At 58.3% G+C, this 21,161-nt stretch carries 19 protein-coding genes; 7 read left to right on the top strand and 12 right to left on the bottom strand.

What is annotated here, in order from left to right; all coding sequences use genetic code 11:
* Positions 1-156 precede the first annotated feature (156 nt).
* Positions 157-1,362: an ROK family transcriptional regulator gene (locus DSL70_RS16750; RefSeq protein WP_162916818.1), complete on the top strand. Its 1,206-nt coding sequence runs from the start codon at positions 157-159 to the stop codon at positions 1,360-1,362.
* Between the two features lie 45 nt (positions 1,363-1,407).
* On the opposite strand, the gene DSL70_RS16745 is transcribed toward DSL70_RS16750, so the two are convergent.
* Positions 1,408-2,250: an SDR family NAD(P)-dependent oxidoreductase gene (locus tag DSL70_RS16745; RefSeq protein WP_342635293.1), complete on the bottom strand. Its 843-nt coding sequence runs from the start codon at positions 2,248-2,250 to the stop codon at positions 1,408-1,410.
* A gap of 350 nt (positions 2,251-2,600) precedes the next feature.
* Between DSL70_RS16745 and DSL70_RS16740 the strand changes: the two genes are divergently transcribed.
* The 6 genes from DSL70_RS16740 to DSL70_RS16715 all read left to right on the top strand — a co-directional run bounded on the left by DSL70_RS16740 (position 2,601) and on the right by DSL70_RS16715 (position 8,866).
* Positions 2,601-3,044 (top strand): RrF2 family transcriptional regulator, encoded by a 444-nt coding sequence (locus DSL70_RS16740; protein WP_119309101.1) that lies wholly within the window; start codon positions 2,601-2,603, stop codon positions 3,042-3,044.
* A gap of 126 nt (positions 3,045-3,170) precedes the next feature.
* Entirely contained in the window at positions 3,171-4,151 is a 981-nt protein-coding gene (locus tag DSL70_RS16735; protein ID WP_245418254.1) for a sulfate ABC transporter substrate-binding protein, read from the top strand.
* 1 nt (position 4,152) lies between these two features.
* On the top strand, positions 4,153-5,007 hold the full coding sequence (gene cysT, locus DSL70_RS16730) for a sulfate ABC transporter permease subunit CysT (RefSeq protein ID WP_119309099.1): 855 nt from the start codon (positions 4,153-4,155) through the stop codon (positions 5,005-5,007).
* Positions 5,004-5,840, top strand: a complete 837-nt coding sequence (cysW, locus tag DSL70_RS16725; RefSeq protein WP_119309098.1) for a sulfate ABC transporter permease subunit CysW — start codon at positions 5,004-5,006, stop codon at positions 5,838-5,840. Before cysT ends, cysW begins: the two co-directional genes overlap by 4 nt.
* Before the next feature lie 39 nt (positions 5,841-5,879).
* Positions 5,880-7,013 carry a sulfate/molybdate ABC transporter ATP-binding protein gene (locus DSL70_RS16720; RefSeq protein ID WP_119309097.1) on the top strand — a complete coding sequence of 378 codons (1,134 nt, stop codon included), beginning with the start codon at positions 5,880-5,882 and terminating at the stop codon, positions 7,011-7,013.
* 89 nt (positions 7,014-7,102) lie between these two features.
* Entirely contained in the window at positions 7,103-8,866 is a 1,764-nt protein-coding gene (locus DSL70_RS16715) for an SLC13 family permease (RefSeq protein ID WP_119309096.1), read from the top strand.
* Positions 8,867-8,925: 59 nt separating this feature from the next.
* Here the strand turns inward: DSL70_RS16715 and ade are convergent, their stop codons facing one another.
* The 11 genes from ade to DSL70_RS16655 form a co-directional block, all read right to left on the bottom strand.
* Complete coding sequence (gene ade / locus DSL70_RS16710; RefSeq protein ID WP_119309095.1) at positions 8,926-10,716, bottom strand: adenine deaminase; 1,791 nt, start codon at positions 10,714-10,716, stop codon at positions 8,926-8,928.
* Positions 10,717-11,035: 319 nt separating this feature from the next.
* The gene (locus tag DSL70_RS16700) at positions 11,036-12,346 is read right to left on the bottom strand and encodes an enolase C-terminal domain-like protein (protein ID WP_119309093.1); all 1,311 of its coding nucleotides are present in this window, start codon (positions 12,344-12,346) and stop codon (positions 11,036-11,038) included.
* A 61-nt stretch (positions 12,347-12,407) separates the two neighbouring features.
* The gene (locus DSL70_RS16695) at positions 12,408-13,040 is read right to left on the bottom strand and encodes a 2-dehydro-3-deoxy-6-phosphogalactonate aldolase (RefSeq protein ID WP_119309092.1); all 633 of its coding nucleotides are present in this window, start codon (positions 13,038-13,040) and stop codon (positions 12,408-12,410) included.
* Between the two features lie 82 nt (positions 13,041-13,122).
* The gene (locus DSL70_RS16690) at positions 13,123-14,406 is read right to left on the bottom strand and encodes a TRAP transporter large permease (RefSeq protein WP_119309091.1); all 1,284 of its coding nucleotides are present in this window, start codon (positions 14,404-14,406) and stop codon (positions 13,123-13,125) included.
* A 3-nt stretch (positions 14,407-14,409) separates the two neighbouring features.
* Positions 14,410-14,904 carry a TRAP transporter small permease gene (locus DSL70_RS16685; RefSeq protein WP_119309090.1) on the bottom strand — a complete coding sequence of 165 codons (495 nt, stop codon included), beginning with the start codon at positions 14,902-14,904 and terminating at the stop codon, positions 14,410-14,412.
* A gap of 148 nt (positions 14,905-15,052) precedes the next feature.
* Positions 15,053-16,030: a DctP family TRAP transporter solute-binding subunit gene (locus DSL70_RS16680; RefSeq protein ID WP_119309089.1), complete on the bottom strand. Its 978-nt coding sequence runs from the start codon at positions 16,028-16,030 to the stop codon at positions 15,053-15,055.
* A gap of 62 nt (positions 16,031-16,092) precedes the next feature.
* The gene (locus tag DSL70_RS16675; RefSeq protein WP_119309088.1) at positions 16,093-17,049 is read right to left on the bottom strand and encodes a C-terminal binding protein; all 957 of its coding nucleotides are present in this window, start codon (positions 17,047-17,049) and stop codon (positions 16,093-16,095) included.
* Positions 17,050-17,064: 15 nt separating this feature from the next.
* On the bottom strand, positions 17,065-17,823 hold the full coding sequence (locus DSL70_RS16670) for an SDR family NAD(P)-dependent oxidoreductase (protein WP_119309087.1): 759 nt from the start codon (positions 17,821-17,823) through the stop codon (positions 17,065-17,067).
* Positions 17,824-17,839: 16 nt separating this feature from the next.
* Positions 17,840-18,859: a zinc-dependent alcohol dehydrogenase gene (locus DSL70_RS16665; protein ID WP_119309086.1), complete on the bottom strand. Its 1,020-nt coding sequence runs from the start codon at positions 18,857-18,859 to the stop codon at positions 17,840-17,842.
* A gap of 39 nt (positions 18,860-18,898) precedes the next feature.
* A complete protein-coding gene (locus DSL70_RS16660; protein ID WP_119309085.1) occupies positions 18,899-19,843 on the bottom strand; it encodes a 2-dehydro-3-deoxygalactonokinase in 945 nt (314 codons plus the stop codon).
* The gene (locus DSL70_RS16655; RefSeq protein ID WP_119309084.1) at positions 19,840-20,661 is read right to left on the bottom strand and encodes an IclR family transcriptional regulator; all 822 of its coding nucleotides are present in this window, start codon (positions 20,659-20,661) and stop codon (positions 19,840-19,842) included. Before DSL70_RS16655 ends, DSL70_RS16660 begins: the two co-directional genes overlap by 4 nt.
* Between the last annotated feature and the right edge of the window lie 500 nt (positions 20,662-21,161).

Raw genomic sequence — 21,161 nt, 5'->3', positions numbered from 1 at the left:
CTGTCAATAAATACTTCCTAATGAATTAATAAGACAATGGGAGCATTGACCGCTATTGCGCCTTGCGAAGTGACGGTCGGGTTTCTAAAATGCGGCAAACAGGCCCTCCCCCGCCCCGCCGAAGGGCCGACCGAACTGCGAACCATCCGCGAGCCCATGACAAAGACATTCCAAGACGCACCCCGGCAAACCTTGCAGAAGGGTTCCAACCAGATTGCCATCCGCAGCTATAACGAGCGGCTGGTTCTGCAGCTGATCAGGGATCAGGGCGCCGTAACGAAAGCCGAGGCGACGCGCGCAACCGGCCTGTCTCCCAACGCCATTTCGACCATCTTCCGTACGCTCGAGGAGGAAGGCTTCATCCTGCGCGACGAACCGATCCGCGGACGGATCGGCCAGCCGTCAACGCCGATGCATCTCAACCCCGAGGTCCGGCACTATGTCGCGCTCGCCGTCGGACGCAGGAGCATGGAACTGGCGGTCATCGATTTTGTCGGGCAGATCAAGGCTTCCCGCCGGGTGATCATTGCCTATCCGACGCCGCAATCGGTGCTGGCCTTTTTCAAGGACAACCTCTCAGTGGTGCTGCGCTCGGCCAAACAGAAGCGCGGTGATATCGCAGGCATGGGGATTGCCATGCCGTTTGAGATCTGGAGCTGGACCAGCGAGTTCGACGCCCCGCGCGAAGAGATGAATGCCTGGCGGACATTCGACCTTGTCGCCGAGCTGGAAGCGCTGGTGCCCTGGGAGGTGGTGCTGGAAAATGACGCCACCGCAGCCTGTCGGGCCGAACTGGTGTTCGGTTCCCGCAGCACCATGCAGGACTGGATCTATTTCTTCATCGGCACCTTCGTTGGCGGCGGTATCGTGCTCAATGGCAGTGTCTTTTCCGGCCGCAAGGGCAACGCCGGTGGCTTCGGGCCGATGCGTGTGCCAGACAAGGACGGCAAGAACAGGCTGGTGGACCATGCGTCACTGGTTGTGCTGGAGCATCAATTACTGGCCCAGCAGCGCGAGCCGCTGGCTATCTATGAGGAAACAGCCGACTGGAGCCAGATGGAGCCGTTTCTGTCCGAATGGATCGAACAGGCGGCACACAATCTGGCGCATGCCACGGTTTCGGCGCTGGCGGTCATCGACTTTGAAGGGGTCGTCATCGAAGGCGCCTTCCCCGAGGCGATCAAGCTGAGGCTGGTCGAGGCGTTCCGTCATCAGATGGAAATCAGCGATCTGCAAGGTGTGACCATGCCCCAGATCGACGTCGGGCATGTGGGGCGCAAGGCGCGCATCCTCGGCGGGGCGGCCTGCCTCATCACGCAAAAGCACATGATCGACCAGAACACCCTGTTGCGGTCGCAATAGCCCGCTTCGGCCTTGCGGCAAAGCGAGCATTCCTCTTGCCTGTAGCTATTTGCCAGACTTCATGTAGGCGTTGAAGGCGTCAGCATGATCGGGGTGCCAGCGTGACAGGGCCGGACGGTTTTCGATGATGTCCCCCATGCCCCATGTCATGCGCTTGATATCGGTTGCCCGGTCAACCTCGTTATCCGGGCAGAGAATGTAGAAATCCCCGGCCCCAAGACCAGCCATCATGAAGTCGGCAACCTGATCAGCCGTCCAGGCCCCTTCCGGTTTTTCCCAAACGCCCTTGGCCTGGGTGAAGCCGGTGTAGGTGAAACCGGGAATGAGCAGATGGGCAGTCACCCGATCCCCGACATCGGAGACTAGCCGGTTGGAAACCGACTCGGCAAAAGCGCGCAGGGCGGCCTTGGAAACATTGTAGGCCGTATCGCCCGGCGGCAGGGTGATGCCCTGCTTTGACCCGGTGTAGATGATGGCGCCCGCCTCTTCAGATGCCATCATGTCGGGCAGAAACTGCTGTGTGATGTGAATGGCGCCCCACAAGTTGGTTTCCAGCGTCTGGCGCCAGACCTGCTCACCGGCAAACAGATCGCCGCCCCCTTCCCTGCCAGCGTTGGACATGACAACCGAGACGGTCCCCATTTCATCAGCCAGCTCCTTGGCATGCTGAACCTGATCGAGTTTGGTGACATCCATGGCGACAGCCAGCGCCTTGATCCCCACAGCCTTGAGGATTTCCTCTGCCTCGTACAGCTTCTCGCCGGGCAGATCGGCGATCACCACTTTCATTCCGGCGGCACCAAAATGATGGGCGGCAGCGAGACCGATGCCACTCGCCCCGCCAGTAACAACTGCGACATTTCCTTTAACAACAGCAGGATGCGACATGATTGGTTTTCCTTTGCAAGGGAATGGATGGTTTGAAACGGGTCGGCATGAGGGATGCCCTGTTATGCGGCCCATTATGGCCCCATCTGTCTGTCACACAAGTTGGGATTTTGGATGACATGGAACGCAACGAACAACGTAGCCACACTGTCAGACCTTGCGGATTGAACCGAAAAGGGCCGGCCTGCTGCATTTTTTCAATGGATCGCACGCTTTTTTGCCCCATTGACATGAAAATTGACATGAAACACGACTTACCAGATAGATTTAAGCAGATTGAAGCGCTACCTTTCCGAACGCGGGCGTGATAGGCCTGTCCGGAGAGTTGAGCCCGCAGGAGCATCGTGATCATGATATCGCAAAAAGCCCAATATGCCTTCAGAGCCCTGATCGCTCTTGCCCGGTCCGAAGACGAGGAGATTTCCCTGATCTCGGACATCGCAAGTGGACAGAATATCCCGAAGAAATTCCTTGAACAGATCCTGCTCGACCTCAAGCGCCATGGCATCGTGCAAAGCCGACGGGGGAAGATGGGCGGATATCTGCTGCTGAAATCCGCCGACGAAATCACCTTTGGCGAAGTGCTGCGCATTGTCGACGGCCCGATTGCGCCGCTGCCCTGCCTGAGCAAGATGGCCTATCGCAAATGCGACGGCTGCGACGACGAGAACTCCTGCGAAATCCGTCAGGTCTTTGCCAGGGTTGCCGATGCGACCCGTGAAATCCTTGACAAGACAACCATTGCCGACGCTATCGCCTCTCCCGACTATGAAGGTATCCCCTTGACTGCATGACGGTTTTTCTACCCTCGGACAATTATCTTGACAATCTCTACCAAATAGATAGAGATTAAGGTATTAAACATCCTAAGGGGAGGACCGAGCATGAAACGACTTCGAAGTATCACCGCGGCCGCCGCAATGGCCATGACCATAGGCTTCGCCGCCCCGGTAGCCGCCAAGGATATCATGCTGCTCAACGTCAGTTATGATCCGACCCGAGAGCTGTACAAGGAATTCAACCAGTATTTCTCTGAAAGCTGGAAGGCCAACACCGGCGACCGCGTCACCATTCGCATGTCGCATGGCGGCTCCGGCAAGCAGGCACGGTCCGTGATTGACGGGCTGGAAGCGGATGTCGTGACCCTCGCGCTGGAAGCCGACATCAACGCAATCGCTGAAAAGACGGGCAAGATCGCCACCAACTGGCGCGAACAGCTGCCCAACAACAGCGCTCCCTATACATCCACCATCGTCTTTCTGGTTCGCAAAGGCAACCCAAAGGGTATTTTCGACTGGGCTGACCTCGTGCGCGATGGCGTCGAGGTGATCACGCCCAATCCGAAGACCTCCGGTGGTGCCCGCTGGAATTTCCTGGCTGCCTGGGCATGGGCGGAGCATACCTATAACGGCGACGACGCAAAGGTCCGCACCTATGTTTCGGACCTGTTTGCCCATGTGCCGGTTCTGGACACCGGTGCCCGCGGTGCCACAACCACCTTTGTCCGTCGCGGCATCGGCGATGTACTGCTGGCATGGGAGAATGAAGCCTTTCTGGCGCTGGAGGAACTGGGGCCGGATTCCTTCGAGATCGTGGCTCCCTCCATTTCCATCAAGGCCGAGCCACCTGTCGCGATGGTTGAGGGCAACGCGGAGGCCAAGGGTACAAGCGCTCTGGCCCGCGCCTATCTCGATGCGCTCTACAGCGCCGAAGGCCAGCGCCTTGCTGCCAAACACTATTATCGCCCCTACAAGCCCGACCTTGCCGACAAGGAGGACATGAAACGCTTCTCCGACCTGACGCTGGTCACCGTTGATGATTTCGGCGGCTGGAAAAAGGCGCAACCGGACTTCTTCGGGGACGGTGGCATTTTCGATCAGATCTATACACCGGGGCACTGACATGACTGCCGCTGTTAGCAGTAGCAGATGGCGCTTCCGCGAGCCGGGCGTAATCCCGGGCTTTGGGCTGACATTCGGCTTTGCGGTCTGCTATCTCTCGCTGGTCATCCTGATCCCGCTTTCGGGACTGGTCTGGCGCTCATCAACCCTCGGCTGGCAGGATTTCTGGTCACTGGCCAGCGACCCGCGCACCCTGTCGGCCCTCAAGGTCAGCTTTGGCAGTGCCCTGCTGGCGGCCCTCATCAATTCGGTCTTCGGGCTGGTGGTGGCCTGGGTGCTGGTGCGCTATCGCTTCCCGGGTCGCCGGATTGTCGATGCAGTGGTCGATCTGCCCTTTGCCCTGCCAACCGCTGTGGCTGGCATTGCGCTGGCCACGCTCTATGCCCCGAACGGCATCATCGGGGCGCAGCTTGCCGGGTTGGGTTTCAAGGTTGCCTTCACCCCCGCAGGGATCGTGGTCGCTCTCGTCTTCGTCGGCCTGCCATTCATCGTGCGCACGGTTCAGCCAGTGCTGGCTGATGTGGACCGGGAAGTGGAAGAAGCGGCTGCGACCCTCGGCGCCTCCCGGCTGAAGATCGTGGTGCGGGTGCTGCTGCCCGGCTTGCTCCCGGCCATTCTCACCGGCTTTGCCATGGCGCTGGCCCGGGGCATCGGCGAATATGGCTCGGTGATCTTCATCGCCGGCAACATTCCCTATTTCTCGGAGATTGCGCCGCTGCTGATCGTCATCCGGCTTGAGGAATTCAACTATGCCGCCGCCACCGCCGTGGGTGTGGTCATGTTGTCGATCTCGTTCCTGATGCTGCTGCTGATCAACCTCATCCAGAGCTGGAGCCGAAGGAGATACGGATCATGACCGATCATGCCATCATGCTGCGCTCGGCCCTCACCGAGACGCCAACTGTCCAGCGCTGGCTCATAGCGGTTGCGCTGCTGTTTCTGGCCTTCTTCCTGTTCCTGCCGCTGTTTGCGGTCTTCTCCGAAGCCTTCCGCAATGGCGTCGGGGCCTGGTGGGAAGCAATCATCGAGCCGGATGCTCTGGCGGCCATCCGCCTGACGCTGCTTGTCGCGGCCATTTCAGTGCCGCTCAACATGGTGTTCGGCATTGCCGCCGCATGGGCGATTGCCAAGTTCGAGTTTCGCGGCAAGGCCTTCCTCATCACGCTCATCGACCTGCCGTTCTCTGTTTCGCCGGTCATTTCCGGGCTGGTCTATGTGCTGCTGTTCGGGTCGGGGTCACTGCTGGGGCCATGGCTGAAGAGCTATGGCATTGAGATCCTGTTTGCGGTGCCGGGAATCGTGTTGGCCACCATCTTCGTGACCTTCCCCTTCGTTGCGCGCGAGCTCATTCCGGTGATGCAGGATCAGGGCACAAGTGATGAAGAGGCTGCGCTCAGTCTCGGGGCGAGCGGCTGGCAGACCTTCCGCCATGTCACGCTGCCCAACATCCGCTGGGGCCTGCTCTATGGTGTTCTGCTCTGCAACGCCCGCGCCATGGGGGAATTCGGGGCGGTTTCCGTTGTCTCCGGCCATATTCGCGGCCTCACCGACACCATGCCGCTGCATATCGAAATTCTCTACAACGAATACAACTTTGCGGCCGCCTTTGCCGTAGCCTCGCTGCTGGTGGGGCTCGCTCTTGTCACCCTTGTTCTGAAAACAGCAATCGAGCTTCGGTTTGCCGATTGATCACCAACTGCCTCAAGGCATTGCGAGAGGAGGTCTGTCATGGATCTTGGAATTCAAAATGTGAGCAAGGCGTTTGGCGCCACGGCTGCTCTGAGAGACGTGTCCCTTTCCATCGAGACCGGGGAACTGGTTGCCCTGCTCGGCCCGTCCGGCTCGGGCAAGACCACACTGTTGCGGCTGATCGCCGGGCTGGAAACTCCTTCAGCCGGTGCGGTGTTCTTTGGCGACGAGGAGGCCTCGCGCAGAAGCGTTCAGGAACGGCAGGTCGGTTTTGTCTTCCAGCATTATGCCCTGTTCCGACACATGACCGTTTTGGAAAATGTGGCCTTTGGCCTGACCATCAGGCCCCGCCACAGCCGCCCTTCGAAACAGGAGATCGAGAGGCGAGCATTGGATCTGATCTCCCTTGTCCAGCTTTCCGGCCTTGAAGGCCGCTACCCGCAGCAATTATCCGGCGGTCAGCGCCAACGCGTCGCCCTTGCCCGTGCCATGGCCATCGAGCCCAAGGTGCTGCTGCTTGACGAGCCCTTCGGGGCGCTGGACGCACAAGTGCGCAAAGACCTGCGCCACTGGCTGCTCGAAATCCACGAGCGGACCCATTACACCACCCTGTTTGTCACCCATGATCAGGAAGAGGCGCTGGAACTGGCCAACCGGGTGGTGGTGATGAATGAGGGCCAGATCGTACAGATCGGCACCCCGGACGAGGTCTATGATCACCCCGCAGTGCCATTTGTGCACCGCTTTATTGGGGAATCGTCCGAACTGCCGGTGCGGGTGGAGAATGGCCAGATCTGGTTTGACGATTGTCCGACCGGCCTTGCCAGTGACAGAGCAGGGTCAGGGCTGTTGTTCTTCCGTCCACATCAGGTCGAGATCGCCCCGGAGGGCAGCCGGTGCCTTGCGGCCCGGGTGATCGGCAGCCGACGGTTGGCCGGGACCCGCCGTCTGGAGCTGTCGGTCGGGCAGTCCAACCGCCATGTGGAGATCGACGTGCCGCTTGAGCACCCCGTTGCCCAGAAACAGGTTGTCTTCTTCCGGCCAAAGGTCTGGACCCTGTTCCCGACGGGCGACAAGGAGCAGGCCCGCCCGGAAACTGTCGGGGCCAAGCTCGTCTTTCCGCGGTCGGCGGCGGGGGGTACTCTGCGACACTATGAACCTTCGGTTTCATAGGGCTCGAACTTTCGCTGCCAATCCATTAAACTCGACATGCCCGAACGCTCTTCTCTCCCGGGCATGTCGATAGGAAAGTTGCAACGAAGGTGTCTGTCGATCAGCTTCTCATTCTCGGACTGCTCATTTGTCTGCTCGTGCTGTTTGCGATGGATCGGTTTCGCATCGAGCTTATGGCCTGCGCGGGGCTTGCTGCGGGTGTTCTGCTCGGGCTGGTGCCGTTTGACCGGGCCTTTTCCGGGCTCGCCAATCCGGCAGTCATCACGGTGCTTGAAATCCTGCTCATCGTCCAGGTGCTTCAGACAAGCCGCCTGTTTGACGGGGTGGGTCGCTTTCTGAGCCGTCATTTCCGCACCAGAGGCGGCATCATTCTGGCTGTCTGCGCGACAGGCGCTGCCCTGTCGATGGTGATGAACAACATCGGTGCCTTCTCGCTGATGCTGCCGGTCGTCTTCTCGCTCAGCCGCCGAATGCATCTGGACCAGCGCCTGCTGGTGATGCCGCTTGCCTTTGCGACCCTCATCGGCGGCATGGGCACCGTGGTGGGTACGCCTCCCAATCTGGTGGTCAGTCAGGCACTGGAGAGTGCTACCGGCACCGGCTTTGCCTTTCTCGACTTCCTGCCCACGGGGCTGGCCATTGCCGCCGCCGGTCTTCTGGTGGTTGGCTGGTGGGCACCCCGCAAGCTCGGCGGCTACAGCGAAATTGACGGAGAGGAGGACAATTTCGTCGGCCAGATGGTGGCAACTGAAGTCTTCGCCCCCCTTGCCAGCAAGGGGGGAGCCACGCCGGAGACAATCGAGACCATGACCGGCGGCGTCATTTCGAGTGTCGAGCGGCAGGGGCGGCGGCTGTTTCCCCTGCGTCCAGATACTCCGCTCTTAGCCGATGACCGCATTCTGCTCGTCGCCGATGGCACATTGCTCGGCGAGGCCTTTGCCGAGGGGCAACTGATACCAGCCCGCTCCCTCCATATGAGACATGCCAGTGCGCCTGGGTCAGACGTCATCAAGGCGCAGGCGGTAGTCTTGCCCTACAGCGTCTTGCAGGGAACGGTCCTTGGCAACATTTCCGAATTTCCCGAGCAGGCTGTGCGGGTGATCGGGGTGTCCACCCAATCGCCGCGGCTGGAAGGCGGGCTGGACGAATTCCGCCTGTCGGTCGGCGATATCCTGCATCTTGAGGGCGAGGGGCAGGCCGTGCACGATGCGATCACCAACACGGGGCTTGTCGAGGTGGCAACCAGCGGAACCAGCTTTGCCACCTTCCAGCGCAGCATCCCTGCTCTTGTCTTCTTCATTGGCGGCTTGCTGGCCGCAGCCTTTGGCGGCATCCCGCCTGAAATCGCCTACGGGCTGGTGCTGGTCTGCTATCTGCTGACCGGAGCGCTGGATCTGAGAGAAGCGCTGTCGCGGCTGAACTGGCCCATCATCCTGTTGCTGGTTGCGATGCTGCCCCTTGGCGGCGCGGTCGAGAGCACCGGCGCGGCGACGGCTTTGGCCCATGGGCTGCTCGGATTGCTGCCGGGCTCGTCTGCCGCCTTGCTGGCCTTCTTCATGCTGGGGCTTGCGGTGCTCATCACACCCTTCGTCAACAATGCGACGACCGCCGTGCTGCTGGCGCCGCTTGCCATCGAGCTGTCCCGGACGGCAGACGTGCCGCCGTCGCTGTTACTGATGGCCGTGGCCATAGGCGCGTCATGTGATTTCCTCACGCCGTTCGGTCATCACAACAATACGCTGGCCTATGCGCTCGGCCCCTATCGCTTCAGGGAGTTCTTTCTGGTCGGCTGGCCGGTCACCCTCACCACCATCCTCGTGGGAGGCATCGTCAGCCTCGCAGTCTGGGGCTAGGTCTGGGGCCAGAGGTCTGGAACTAAGCCCGAGAGCCCTGCCCCTGATGCCTGAGGCTCCTAGAGGAAGAGATCGACCTTTTCGAACTTGGTCACATCGATGATGCCCATGTCGGAAATGCGGATTTCCGGGATGACCACCAGCCCGAGCAGCGAGTGCTGCATATAGGCATTGTTGAGGGTGCAGCCGCAGGCCACCATTGCCTCGACCATCTTCATCGCCTTAGCGGCAACGATCTCGGCCCGTTCAACGGACATCAGACCGGCAATGGCCAGTTCGACGGTCGCCAGTTCCTTGCCTTCGGAAAAGACCGTGACACCGCCACCAACGACCCCGAGATGGTTGGCGGCTGCCGCCATGTCTTCCTTGTTGGTGCCAACAACGATCATGTGATGGCTGTCGTGGGCCACGGTGGACGCCACTGCACAAGGCTTGTTGTAGCCAAAACCGGAAACGAAGCCGTTGACCACACCGCCGGTCGCCCGATGGCGTTCGACGAGCGCAATCTGACAGACATCGGCCTTGCCATCCATCTGCACCAGACCATCTTCCACCGGCAGCGATGCTTCCAGTGCCTTGGTCGGGGCCTGATTCTCGATGACGCCGATCACCCGGGCGCGGACCTCGTTGGCACCAGATGGTGCCGGGATATCAAAATCGGCTGCAGTGAGGGTCTTGCCCAGTTTGACGGTGTTGATGCAGAAGTCGGGATAGTTGACCGGCGGGATGTCGATCAACAGCTCACCATTCTCGGCGACCACCACGCCTTGGGCAATGACCGTCTCGATCGGCAGGCTTGGCAGATCCGAGGTCAGGATGATATCGGCCCGACGGCCCGGCGTGATGGAACCGATGTCGCGGTCCATGCCGAAGTGCTGGGCAGTGTTGAGGGTTGCCATCTGGATGGCGGTGATGGGTTTCAGCCCTTGGGCAATGGCGTGGCGAACCACCCGGTTCATGTGGCCATCATTGACCAGCGTGCCGGAGTGGCAGTCATCGGTGCAGAGGATGAAACTGCGCGGATCAATCCCGTCCTCGGTGATGGCCTTGACCTGTTCGGCCACGTCGTGCCAGGCCGAACCAAGGCGCAGCATCGGGCGCATGCCCTGACGAGCGCGGGCGATCGCGTCTTCCTTGCGGGTGCCTTCATGATCATCCGCCGGGCCACCAGCCACATAGCCGTGGAACATGTGGCCCAGATCGAGCGCTGGGAAATGGCCGCCGACGGTCTTGCCTGCGTCCTGTGTTGCGGCGATCTCGCCAAGCATCTTGGCGTCCCCCATGGCAACGCCAGGGAAGTTCATCATCTCGCCAAGACCGCAGATCTGCGGCCAGGTGAGCGCTTCCCTGACATCCTCAACGGTAATTTCAGCCCCGGCATTTTCCAGCCCCGGAGCGGACGGCACACAGGAAGGCACCTGAACCTGCACGTTGATGGGCAGGCTCGCCGCATCGTCATGCATGACACGCACACCCCTGAGCCCCAGAACATTGGCGATTTCATGCGGATCGATGAACATCGAGGTGGTACCGTGGGGGATGACCGCACGGGCGAATTCGCTGACGGTGATCATGCCGCTCTCCACATGCATGTGCGCATCGCAGAGGCCGGGAACCATATAGCGGCCATTGGCTTCGATGACAGAGGTCTCTTCACCGATGGTGTGGCTGGCGTCGGCACCGACATAGGCGATGCGACCGCCCGAAATGGCCACGTCAATGCCCGCGATGATTTCGCCCGTATGGACGTTGACCCATTGGCCATTGCGGACCACGCTGTCAGCACTTCGTCGTCCCATGGCCACGTCAACCAGTTGCGGTGCAAGTTCACTCCAGGATGGGATAGACATCGAGTTCTCCGAATTCAGTGTTGCGAGATGGCGCGGTCAGATCGAGCCGCCTTTTGGCAAGCGGAGCGCCATGAAAAAGAAAAGCATTTAAGGTGTATCTGGGTCGACAGGTTTAGCAGGTATACCGGGTCTGTCAAGGCGTGCCCGGGCGGGAAGCCCTGCCTGAAAGCCACCTCGTGACCATCATCATCCAGCCCCATAAACATAAGAGAACGCCAGAGGCTTATCTCTGGCGTTCTCCTTGATTCATCCTGTTTCATCCATGACACGTGTCAGGGCCGCAAACCGGTCAGATGTCAGCGCACGGCCATCGATAGTGCTACTGATAGTCGGCCCATTCGACACCATCAGGGAAGGCAAACCGTTCCTGAGACTCGGCCTTCAGGGTTGCACCATAGCCGGGCATGGTGCCCGGATAGTAGCGACCGCGCTTGACTGTCAGTGGCTCCTCGAAATTCTCGTGCAGGTGGTCGACATATTCGAGCACCCGGTTTTCGAGGCTACCGGCAACCGCGATATAGTCGAACAGCACGATGTTGAGCGAATACTGGCAGAGCCCTACCCCACCGCCATGCGGGCAGACGGGAATGTCGTATTTCGCAGCCATCAGCAGCACGGCCAACACTTCGTTGACACCGCCGAGACGGGCCGGGTCGAGCTGGCAGAAGTCGAAGGCTTCGGCCTGGAAGAACTGCTTGAACATGACCCGGTTATGGGCATGCTCGCCGGTTGCCACACCGATCGTGCCGATCTGTTCGCGGATTGCCCGATGGCCCAGAATGTCGTCCGGGTTGGTGGGTTCCTCGATCCAGAGCGGATCGAACTCGGCCAGACGGCGCATGTTGGCGACGGCTTCCTCGACACCCCAGATCTGGTTGGCATCCATCATCAGATGACGATCCCAGCCCAGTTCCTCGCGCAGAATACGGGCGCGCTGAACGTCCTGTTCGATATCGGCTCCAACCTTCTGCTTGAGGTGGGTCCAGCCGCCTTCAACCGCTTCGCGCGCCAGACGACGCATTTTCTCTTCCGAATAGCCGAGCCAGCCAGCTGCGGTGGAATAGGCCGGAAAGCCCTTTTCAAACATTTCGGCTTCGCGAGCGGCCTTACCGGCTTCCTTGCGCTTGAGCAGAGCCAGAGCCTCGTAAGGGGTGATGGCATCTTCGATGTAGGTGAAGTCGATGCAGCGCACCAATTCTTCCGGCGTCATGTCGGCAAGCAACTTCCAGACAGGCTTGCCAACCGACTTGGCCCAGAGGTCCCAGAGGGCATTGACCAGCGCGGCGGTTGCCAGATGAACAAGGCCTTTCTCGGGGCCAAGCCAGCGCAGCTGGGAGTCGCCTGCCACCAGCTTGTGCCAGAAGCGACCGAAGTCGGCCGTAATGTCATCGAGGGACTGCCCAATGACGAAGGTCTCGGCCAGCGTCCGGGCTGCGGCGACAACCAGATCATTGCCGCGACCATTGGTGAAGGTCAGACCGTGGCCAGTCAGCGTTTCGCCCTGATCCGTCTTGAGGATGACATAGGTGGTCGAATAGTCCGGCGCTTCGTTCATTGCGTCCGAACCATCCAGATTGCGGGAGGTGGGGAAGCGAATGTCTTTTACAACAACATCAGTAATCATGACCATGAGCAATACTCCTTTTCGGTCTGACCGTCCGTTTCGGGCTGAATTTGATTAAGCGTCAGGCTCATGCCTTGGCCTTGCGCGTCTCGAGCGCCTTGATGAATGCGGCAGCATTGACGGCCACTTCGTCCGCAGACATGCCCGCCTTGTAAAGTGCGCTGCCCAGCCCGAAGCCTGCTGCCCCTGCTGCCAGATAGCCATCCATGGTTTCGGGGGAAATTCCGCCGACGGGTAGGATACGGGTGGATTTCGGCAGAACAGCCAGCATGGCCTTGACGACAGCAGGGGAAGCAATCTCTGCGGGGAACAGCTTGAGGGCATCGGCGCCAGCCTTCAGCGCAGCAAAAGCCTCGGTTGGCGTCACAACGCCGGGCACACAGGAAAGCCCCAGGGACTTGGCATGCGCGATCACCTCGGTGTCGCTGTGCGGCATGACAATCAGCTTGCCACCGGCGGCGGCAACGCCTTCAACTGCCTCGGTGCTGAGAACTGTGCCGGCACCGATCAGGGCGCGCCGCCCCAGGCTTTCCTGCAAGATGGAAATGCTTTCAAACGGACGGGGTGAATTGAGCGGCACTTCAATGATGCTGAACCCGGAATCAACCAGAACCTGACCGATTCCAAGTACTTCTTCAGGGGTCACACCGCGCAGAATGGCGACAAGGGGACACTGCCCGACAAACTTTTCAAAGTCCATGGCTCACACTTTCACAATGCAGGAGAGAAAGAGAAAAAAGAGGGGGAGAGCCCACTCCGCAGGATGGAGTGGGCTCCGGGTTTCATCGACCAAGCAAGCTGAAGATGCCGATCGATACAGGGGGGATATAGGTTATGATCATGAGGAGAACGATCATAATGGCAACGAATGGCACAATACCGCGGACCACGGTGCCCAGTTGCGCGTTCCCGACCCTGGCCGCCACGAACAGGTTGATGCCCAATGGCGGGGTGATGAAGCCGATCGCCAGGTTGACAACCATGATGATGCCGAAGTGGATCGGGTCGACACCCATGGAGGTTGCTACCGGGAAGAGGATCGGAGACAGCACCAGAATTGCCGGAGTGGTGTCCATGACACAGCCGACAAACAGCAACAGAACGTTGATGATCAGCAGGATGATGACCGGATTGTCGGAAATGGTGGTCATCATATCGGCGACCTGAACCGGGATCTGCTCGATGGTCAGGATCTTGGCAAAGGCCGTGGCACAGCCCAGAATGACCATCGTCGTACCGGTGGTCGAACAGGAACGGGCCACGGTCTTCATCAGGAGCTTCAAACTGATCTCACGATAGAAGAACACGCCGCAGACCAGAGCATAGACTGCAGCAACGGCAGCAGCTTCCGTCGGCGTAAAGATACCGGCATAGATGCCGCCCAGAATGATGATCGGGTTGAGCAGTGCCCATTTGGCTTCCCACATCAACTTGGCAGCGACGCGGCAATCAAACGAGCCTTCGATCCCGGCAATGCCCGACCGTTTGGCATAGAAGTAGCTCCAGCCCATCAAGGCAAAGCCGATCAGGAAGCCCGGCACGATACCTGCCATGAACATGTTGGAAATGGAGGTACCGGTCGCGACCCCGAAAATCACCATCGGGATGGACGGAGGAATGATCACACCGATCGAGCCTGCCGTTGCAACGAGTGCCAGAGTGAAGGACTTGGAATAGCCTTTCTCAAGCATCGTCGGGATCACCATGGAGCCGACGGCGGCAACGGTTGCCGGACCAGAACCGGAAACGGCAGCAAAGAACATGCAAACAGCAACGGTCACGATGGCCAGACCACCGGTCACGCGGCCAAAGAAGACGTTTGCGACATCCAGAATGCGGCGGGAAACGCCACCTGCGCCCATCAGGTCGCCAGCGAGAATGAACAGCGGGATCGCCATGATCGGAAAGCTGTCGGTACCGGCAATCAACTGCTGGGTGATGTAGTTGGGTGACAGGGCTTCAGCAACGAGCGCAGCGGCCGCAGAGGCCAGACCAATGGCGATACCGACAGGAACGTTGAGGATGAGAAACAGGACAAGGCTGGAAAAGAGAACTGTAGCGACCATGTCTCAGAACTCCTCGATGTTGGATTTGTCGGGGTTGCGAAGGCGCCAGACAATGGTCTGGACCTGCCGAATTGCGGTGAGCGCGAAGCCGACGCCGGGCGCGGCATAAATCATCCACAACGGGATGGCCAGAGCCGTCGAACGCTGGTCGAGCATCATCTGCTTGAGAACGATCGCGTAGGTGGTCTGTACGATAAAGAGTGCGAATCCGAGAAACAGCAGATCGCCCAGAATGACGACCCAGCGCTGCCAGGATTTCGGGAACAACCCGAGAGCGGCATCAATCTTGATGTGCTTCATTTCCCGTGCGCTGTAGCTGATCATCAGATAGATCAACCAGATGAAGACGTAACGCGCCAGTTCTTCGGACCAGGACAGAGATGCCCCCATCACATAGCGCATGAACACCTGAATCGCGATTAGTGAGGTCATGAACAGCAGAAGAAAGACGCTGATTGAAATTTCGAAGTACTTGTCCAAAAAGCGTAGAATGGTCATCTACTTGGTCCCTTTCGAGTACCGAGGTCAGTAGCCGTAGGCATGAGCGTTGCACGGATGATCTTTCCCATGTAGGGACCGGCGCAGACCGCAACGCAGGAGCAAGGACTGGCCAGGGCCAGTCCTCACAAATCACGGCAAGTTGTGATTATTTTTTCAGGAATGCATCCATGTATTCAGGATGATCCATTTTGGACTTTACGAGGTCGTAGATTTTTGCGTCTACAACAGTCTTCTGCCACAGGGCTTTCTGCTCAGCGGTCAGTTCGGTAACGGTCACACCCTGGTCCTTGATGCGGGCAAGGATTTCGGTTTCCAGTTCCTGGGAACGCTTACGCTGGAAAGCGGTGGTTTCCTTGGCAGCAGTCACGATAGCGTCTTTTTCGACGTCGCTCAGAGAGTTGAACTTGTCGAGGTTCATGAAGACGATATACGGGGTGTAGACGTGCTGGGTCAGAGACACGTTGCTCTGAACTTCCTGGAAGCGGTTGCCGTCGATGATGCCCAGTGGGTTTTCCTGACCGTCAACCGTGCCCTGCTGCAGAGCGGTGAACAGCTCAGAGAATGCCATCGGGGTCGGGTTGGCGCCAAGTGCACGCCATGCAGCCAGATGCACGTCGTTTTCCATGGTGCGGATCTTCATCCCGGACAGGTCAGCCGGAACTGCAACAGCCTTTTTGCTGTTGGTGAAGTTACGGAAGCCGTTTTCCCAGAAAGCAAGACCTTTCAGGCCTTTTTTCTCAAGGGTCTTGAGGATGGCCTGGCCGGTTTCACCGTCAAGCTTGGCATAAGCATCTTCCGAGCTCAGGAACAGGAACGGAGCGTCGAAAGCATAAAGATCCGGGAACAGGGTTGCCAGAGGAGAGGTGGAGCTTACGCCGATGTCGATATCGCCGAAGATGGTGCTTTCGGTGATAACGCGGTCGTTACCGAGCTGGTTGTCCGGGAAGTGTTTGACTTCCAGAGAACCACCGGTCTTTTCTTCAACAATGCGCTTGAACTCGACGCCAGCGTCTTTGCCCGATACGGACGTGACGTTGGAGAAACGCAGAGTTTCGGCAACAGCTGGTGAAACGATTGTACCAACAGCGAGAACAGCTGCAAGTGTAAGAGTTTTAAAGGACATTTCTTCCTCCTGTGTTAAATGTCTCTAAGTTTAGCACGAAGATATACAAATCAGCATTCGGTTCAAAGTTGGACCAAACCCCAATTAATACTTTCCCCTTTTGCGAAACGGACAGCTTCTTCTGCAACCTTACGTTTCAGTTCCAGAGCAGCATCTTCCGAATACCAAGCCATATGCGGCGTCACCTGACAGTTGTCGAGCGCCCGCAACGGGCTGTCTGACGGCAATGGTTCGATCTCAGTGGTGTCGAGCGCAGCTGCGGCAACCTTGCCGGATTTCAGCGCTTCGGCCAGAGCGTCTTCGTCGATCAGACCACCGCGTGCGGTGTTGACAACATAAACGCCATCTTTCATGTGGCTGATGGCAGCCTTGTCGATCATGTGGAAGTTTTCGCTGGTTACCGGGCAGAACATGGCAAAGATGTCTGCGCTAGCGAGAACTTCATCGAGCGTGCCAGCCTTGATGTAATCAGTGCCATCGGCAGCGCTTGGTTTGTAGAATTTGTCGAAGCCAACGATGTTGAAACCGAGGGCATGCATCTTCTGGGCATAGAGGCGACCGATGCGGCCAAGGCCGACAACACCAACAGTGGTCTGGCTGAAGCGACGGATCGGCATGGCCACGGTAAAGTCCCAGACGCCATTGTGAACGGCCTTGTTCATCTTCGGTACCTTGCGAATGATCGAAAGGCTGAGGGCAATCGCGTGGTCGGACACTTCATGCATGCCATAGTCAGGCACGTTGCAAACCTGCACCCCGGCTTCCTTTGCGGCAGCCAGATCGACGTTATTGACGCCAACGCCGTAACGGATGATCTGTTTCAGATCCGGCAGGGCATCAAAGACGCGTTTGGTGAAGGGGGCGTACTGGTTCAGTGCGATGTTGTAACCCTTGATCTGGTTGATCAGATCATCTTCGGTTTTGCACTCGAGAAGGTCGAACTCCATGCCAGCCTTGGCAAAGACTTCGCGCTCCATGTTCTGATCTGCATGATCAAGATCTGTAATGACGATTTTCATTGTACTCTCCTTGGTCTAGCGGCCGAGATAGCCGCCATCGACCGGCAAGGTTACGCCGTGAACATAGTCCGAAGCGGGGGAAGCGAGGAACACCAGGGGACCTTTCATATCCTCGCCATTGCCCCAGCGTTTGGCCGGAATACGTGCGGTGATTTCTGCGTTACGGCCTTCATCAGCCAGAAGCGCGGTGTTCATTTCCGTAGCCATGTAGCCCGGTGCCAGCGCGTTGACGTTGATGCCCTTGCTTGCCCATTCGTTGGACAGGGCCTTGGTCAGCTGCATGACACCGCCCTTGGATGCGGCATAGGCAGGCACGGTGAAGCCGCCAAAGAAGCTGAGCAGCGAAGCGATGTTGATGATCTTGCCACGCCCTTTGGGAAGCATGACATTGGCAGCCCGCTGGCACAGGTCGAACACGGCATTGAGGTTGACCTCAAGCACCCAGTTCCAGTCGTCAAGCGGGAACTTCTCGGACGGATGACGGCTCTGCACGCCTGCGCAGTTGACCAGAATGTCCAGATCGCCACCCAGCATTTCCAGCGCCTTGGCAAAGCCTTCGGCACGGGCCGTGGCATCGGCCAGATCGATGGCGAGGCCATGGCATACGGCGCCATCCTTGCAGAGGGTGGCGGCCACATCGGCCGCCTTGTCGCTGGATCCGACGATCAGCACTTCAGCGCCGGCTTCCAGCAGGCCTTCAACCATGCCGAGGCCGAGGCCGCGGGTGCCGCCGGTTACGATGGCTTTCTGTCCAGACAGATCGAGTTTGTACATTATACTATCCTCAGGATTAGGCTTGGCAGTCGACGAGGACCTTGATGGTACGCAGATCAGGATCGGCAACCATATCGAAGATTTTGGCGCTTTCGCTGAGCGGAACGACCTGGGAGACAACCTTTTCCAGATCCGCCGCCATCTTCTCCAGAAGTGGCACCGTGTCGGCAAATTCGCGCAGCGTGTAGACGCGGCTGCCAACCATGGTCTGTTCCTTGAAGTTCAGATCCATCAGGTTGACGGCATGTGGAGCCTTGTGAACACCGGTCATGCAGATCATGCCGCCAACGCGGGTCAGCTTGGTCACTTCGAGAGCAGCGCTTTCAACGCCGGAGCATTCAAAGACGATATCGACGCCAACATTGTCGGTTACCTTGTTGACATGCTCGACCAGATTGGTCTCGCGGACGTTGACAGCGTCAAAGCCGAACTCGCGGCAAAGGGCCAGACGGCCTTCGTCGATGTCGGAGATGATGATCTGGGCAGCGCCGGAATGCTTGAGCAGGATGGCGGTCAGGATACCGATCGGACCAGCGCCCATGACGACACAACGGTCAAGGGTCTTGAAGTTGGCCTGATGCAGGGTGCGGACCACAACGGCCAACGGCTCGGCCAGAGCGGCCAGCTTGTCGGAAACCCCGTCCGGAACCTTGACCAGAACGCCTTCGTCAACCCAGCAATGGTCAGCCATGGCACCATCGGTATCGATGCCCAGCAGATGCAGGGTCTGGCAGACATGGGGCGTGCCGTTCTTGCAGGGATAGCATTCACCACAGGAGATCAGCGGATAGGCCGTGACGCGGTCACCCTTGACGAACTTGCTGCCAGCCGGAGCCTCGTCGACAACGCCGACGAACTCATGACCCAGAATGAGAGGAGCCTGGGCGCGTGGATGCTTGCCCGAGTAGATGCCGATGTCACTACCGCAAAGACCGCAGTAATGCATTTTGACTTTCACTGCGCCTTCACGTGCCTTGGGTTCAGGAACATCCCTGACTTCCACCTTGTTAGGACCTGCGTATACAAGTGCTTTCATTGTGTTTGCCTTCAAGATTAGGATTTGTTGTCTGCTATATCAGATAAGATTTCGCGCCACTGCGAAGTCCCACAGACCGATGTAAGCGGTGTTGTCAAACTGGGCTGTGCATTCCAGACCGAAGCTGGCCAGCGCCCGTTTGTAGAGATCACACAGAGCCCCCTCACCGATCATGATCAGCGGAATGGACGCATCGTCGCGCAGCTCGCGCGTGGCCGAGGTCAATTCGTTACCAATCAAAAGGCCTGAGAGATAGTTGGCCAGCGCAGCCTTCGGCAGGCGCTCGGTCAGCCCCATGGTGCGAGTTGCAAAGATCTGATGGGTCAGGTCGCCCGGCTCGCCGTTGCGAGCCACGTCAAGGCCAAGGTCAAAGGCCTTTTCTGCCTCTTCCGCGGTTGCCTTTTCTTCCGGCATCAGACGCCCCAGAATGGAGTGTTCACGCAGCACGGCGAACACTTCACCGGTCATGTAGGTCGAGAAGCTCTCCAGCTTGCCGCCCTTCATCGTCACCCATTTGGAGTGCGTCCCCGGCAACAGAATACGCGAAGAGTTCCACCAGTCAGGATGATCGACCAAGGCGCCGGCAATCTGGATTTCCTCACCACGGATCACATCAGGAGCCAGATCCGGCTCATCGAGCAGAACGCCCGGAACAATATGCAGTGTGCCGCCATCCGGCAGGGTTGCCGCGCCGGAATTCTTGGCCAGATCGCCAAGATCGGCCGGGCAGCGCACATAAGGAGCCTCGGACCAGCCCTGCGCAGAGCCGACCATGCCGCCGGTGACAACAGGAACGTCCGGATACTGCTTGCGCCAGTCGCCACAGATACTCTCGAACGCTGCCTCATAGCCTTTTACTCCGCCCGGTGCCGGCAGATGCTGGATGCCAAACGGGCTCTGCCGCTTGTCCAGTACCTTGCCGTCTTCCAGCAAATAGGCACGCAGACTCGACGTACCCCAATCAAGTGCAATCAAGAGACTCATTTCTCATTACTCCAACCGAGTTCTCGTGAAATCTTCTGCGCGCATCTGACAATCACCGGCCCCAGCAGATTGATCCGTTCACGGGGCATGAAATTGAGCGTGCTCGAGATTGAAATCGCCGCTACGGCAGAAGAGCCGTTGGCAAAAACTGGCGCTGCGACACACCGGATGCCGATTTCATTTTCTTCGTCATCAAATGTGAAACCGCGTTGCTTCGACAGCGAGAGATCCGAGAAGAATTCCGGATAGCTCTTCAGTTCAGCTCCGGTATTCTGGAATTTCTTCTGGCTCATCGCATAGTCGTAATAGTGGTCCCATTCCTCTTCATCCATAGTCATCAGAATGGCCTTACCGAGGCCCGTGGAGGCAATCGGCACGGTCAGACCGACGCGTGACCGCATCTGGAATCCACGGCTGCCGTTGATCTTGTCCAGATAGATGATGGTGCCATCATCTGTCGGGGCGCCAAGGTGGATTGTATCCCTTACCTGTTCGGACAAAGCCTCAAGGAAGGGCCTGGCGATGCCAGCCAGGGGTCTTTGATCGCGCGCCTTCTCACCAAGATTGACCAGTCGCGCTCCGAGGAAGTAGCCTTTTTCGGGAATGTGATACAGATAACCTTCAGCGACCAGATTGTGGATCATCCGCGTGATTGTGCTGCGCGGGACCTGCAGGGTCTCTGACAGGGTCTTGACGCTCGTCATGCCTTCCCCGATGAGCTCGAGGATGGACAAGCCTCTCAACAATGTCTGTGTTCCGGCCATAAGAGTCCGCTTACCGAACTCGCCAAAGCTGGCCGGTCCTCCCGTATTTTCCATGAATTCCTCCTGGCCCAAACTCTATGAAGAGATCGGTGCCACGTCAAATATTAAATCTAACATTCAGTATCTGGTACACCAGTTTATAAAAATGCTATGTGGTAACCCGTATTTTGAGCAGAATTTTAATACGAAAGGCGAGTAAATACGGTGGAAAAGGGCTTGATAAAACTGGTCCCAAGCGTTGATGCAAGGAGCCTGACACAAAAATCTGAGGGGATTGCGAGGTCAACTTTTCGACTTTTCCCCAACTGTTGTCTGGAGGCTGGCGCCGCAGAATACCAGAGAACGCCAATTTCGCCATTCATTATGTATCAACCCGAATGACCAAATGTCGCACGACCTATATCATTGTGCTTTCGCGGATCTCAATCTAAGCATATTGATACATCATGGCAGGCTGTTATGGCATAGCTGATACCGAGTGTCGCGCTCTTCAAATGGCTGCGACATGGCCAGATTGGCCAAAGTTCCCGCTTTGTTGAAACAGGCCTGCCAAA

The organism is Cohaesibacter haloalkalitolerans (assembly GCF_003574655.1).
Lineage (GTDB): Bacteria > Pseudomonadota > Alphaproteobacteria > Rhizobiales > Cohaesibacteraceae > Cohaesibacter > Cohaesibacter haloalkalitolerans.
Note: the sequence above shows the minus strand (reverse complement) of the source record. Positions and strands in the feature narration are given on the sequence as shown.